Annotated in this window: 2 protein-coding genes; both read right to left on the bottom strand. The window is 71.3% G+C overall.

Annotation, left to right across the window (positions count from 1 at the left end; genetic code table 11):
• Positions 1-1,213, bottom strand: a 1,213-nt coding sequence (mnmG, locus tag JWP28_RS20175; RefSeq protein WP_299545647.1) for a tRNA uridine-5-carboxymethylaminomethyl(34) synthesis enzyme MnmG, incomplete at its 3' end; no start/stop codon positions are given.
• A gap of 272 nt (positions 1,214-1,485) precedes the next feature.
• On the bottom strand, positions 1,486-2,687 hold a 1,202-nt coding region (gene mnmE, locus JWP28_RS20170; RefSeq protein ID WP_299545646.1), incomplete at its 5' end, for a tRNA uridine-5-carboxymethylaminomethyl(34) synthesis GTPase MnmE.

Here is a 2,687-nt window from a genome sequence, read left to right as displayed (position 1 = left end):
AGGCCTCGTCCCGGGCGAAGATGGCGGGGTCGGCGCCGGAGGCGGCGCGGGCGGCGTTGAGGCCCGCCACCAGGCCCTGGGCGGCCGCTTCCTCATAGCCGGTGGTGCCGTTGATCTGGCCGGCCAGGTAGAGGCCCGGCAGCTGCTTGGCTTCCAGCGTCGCATAGAGTTCGCGCGGGTCCACGTAATCATACTCGATGGCGTAGCCGTAGCGCCTCACCCGCACCGCCTCGAGGCCCGGCATGGTGCGCAGGAAGAGATCCTGGGTCTCTTCGGACACCGAGGTCGAGACCCCGTTCGGATAGACCGTGTCGTCGTCGAGCCCCTCGGGCTCCAGGAACACCTGGTGGCTGGTCTTGTCGGCGAAGCGGACCACCTTGTCCTCGATGGATGGGCAGTAGCGCGGGCCGATCCCGGTGGCGCGGCCGCCATAGACCGCGGACTCCCCAAGCCGCTCGGCGATGATCCGGTGGGTCTCCGCCGTGGTGTAGGTGATGCCGCACTCGATCTGCGGCGTGGTGATCGCTTCGGTCAGGAAGGAGAACGGCACGGGCTCGGCGTCGGCCGCCTGCATCTCCAGCCGCTCCCAGGCGATGGTCTTGCCGTCGAGCCTGGCGGGCGTGCCGGTCTTCAGCCGCCCCATCCGCAGGCCCGAGGCGTAGAGCCGGTCGGCAAGCCCGATGGCCGGGGCGTCGCCGACCCGGCCGGCCGGGATGCGCTGCTCGCCGCGATGGATCATGCCCTTCAGGAAAGTGCCGGTGGTCAGCACCACGCGGCCGGCGCGGTAGGCCTTCCCGCTCGCGCCGAGAACACCCGTTAGGCGGCCGTCCTCGACGATCAGGTCTTCCACCGCCTCCGCGACGACGGTCAGGTTCGGCGTGGCGGCCAGTTCGGCCTGCATGGCTTCGCGGTAGAGCCGGCGGTCGATCTGCGAGCGTGGCCCGCGCACCGCCGCGCCCTTCGAGCGGTTCAGCAGCCGGAACTGGATGCCGGCCCTATCCGCGAGCCGACCCATCAGCCCGTCCAGCGCATCGATCTCGCGAACCAGGTGCCCCTTGCCGAGGCCGCCGATCGCCGGATTGCAGCTCATCTCGCCGATAGTCTCGAGCTTGTGGGTAAGCAGCAGGGTGCGCGCGCCGAACCGCGCCGCCGCAGCCGCCGCCTCGCAGCCGGCGTGCCCGCCGCCGATGATGATCACGTCCCAGGTCGCCATGGAGGGCGTCATATAGTCGAAGGTCGACGGTGTTTCACGTGAAACATCCAAGTTGCTCCCCCCATTCTCCCCTTCGGGGGAGATGGCGCGTAGGGCCCGAGGGGGCCGGGCCGCAGACCCGGTGGGGAGCTGTCAGCCCCCGGGACCGGCGAAGCCGGCCCGAGGATAAACTCCGCTGACTGAGGGGGTCCTCAACCGTTTGGGCGGACCCCCTCCGGCGCTTCGCGCCACCTCCCCCAAATCGCGCTCCGCGCTGGGGGAGGAACTGACATTCACTTCCCGATGCAGAAGGTCGAGAAAATCCTTCCCAGCACCTGTTCCGGGTCGATGCGGCCGGTGATCCGGTCGAGCGCCCTGGCCGCCAGCCGGACGTCCTCGGCGGCCAATTCGAGCGCCTCGTCCTGCGACAGCGCGTGGCGCAAGCGTTCGGCCGCCTCGGTCAGCAGCTCCTTGTGCCTAAGGCGCGTGGCGGCGGGCGGCTCGGCCCCAGCCAGGGCTTCCACCACGGTCTCGGTCAGCGAGCGCTGCAGCCAGGCGACGTCATTCGGGCTCTTGGCGGTGAACGGCTCGCCGGGCAGGCCTTCGAGCCCCTCCCCCAGGTCGCGCTTGGTCAGGAGGACGATGTCGCCGCGGCGTAGCGAAGCCGGGACCTCCGGCTCCGGGTCGCCGTAGGCATCGACGAGCCAGACCCTGAGGCCTGCACTCTCCGCCCAGGCCTCGGCCCGGCGCACGCCCTCGGCCTCGATCTCGTCCTCGGTGCGCCGCAGGCCCGCGGTGTCGGCGATGATCACCTTGTAGCCGCCCAGCACCATGGGAACTTCGATGATGTCCCGCGTGGTGCCCGGTAGGGCCGAGACGATGGCCGCGTCGCGCTTGGCCAGCGCATTCAACAGCGTGCTCTTGCCGGCGTTGGGCGCGCCTAGCAGCGCAATGCGGAAACCTTCCCGCACCCGCTCCCCCCGCGCGACGTCCGCGGCGGCGGCCTCAAGTTCGTCGGCGAGGATCTCCAGGATCGGCCGGGCGCGCTTGGCGACATCGGCCGGCACCTCCTCGTCAGGAAAGTCGACCGCCGCCTCCAGCATGGCCGAGGCGCGGATCAGGCCGTCGCGCCAGCGCGCCTGCACGCCCGACAGCCGGCCGCCGAGCTGCGCCAGGGCCTGGGCCCGCTGCTGCTCGGTTTCCGCATCGACCAGGTCGGCGACACCTTCGGCCTGGGCGAGGTCGAGCTTGCCGTGCTCGAAGGCGCGGCGGGTGAACTCGCCGGGCTCAGCCAGCCGCAGGCCCTGGGCCGACAGCGCCCCAACCAGGGCGCCGACCACCGCCGGACCGCCATGCACATGGAATTCGGCGCTGTCCTCACCGGTGTAGCTGCCCGGCCCGGGCAGCCAGAGCACCAGCGCCTCGTCGATCGCCTGGCCGTCGGCGTCCTTCAGTCGCCGCAGGCTCGCCCGCCTGGCCGCCGGCAGACGCCCGG

Source organism: Phenylobacterium sp., assembly GCF_028290885.1.
GTDB lineage: Bacteria > Pseudomonadota > Alphaproteobacteria > Caulobacterales > Caulobacteraceae > Phenylobacterium.
This window is presented reverse-complemented; position numbering and strand designations above follow the sequence as displayed.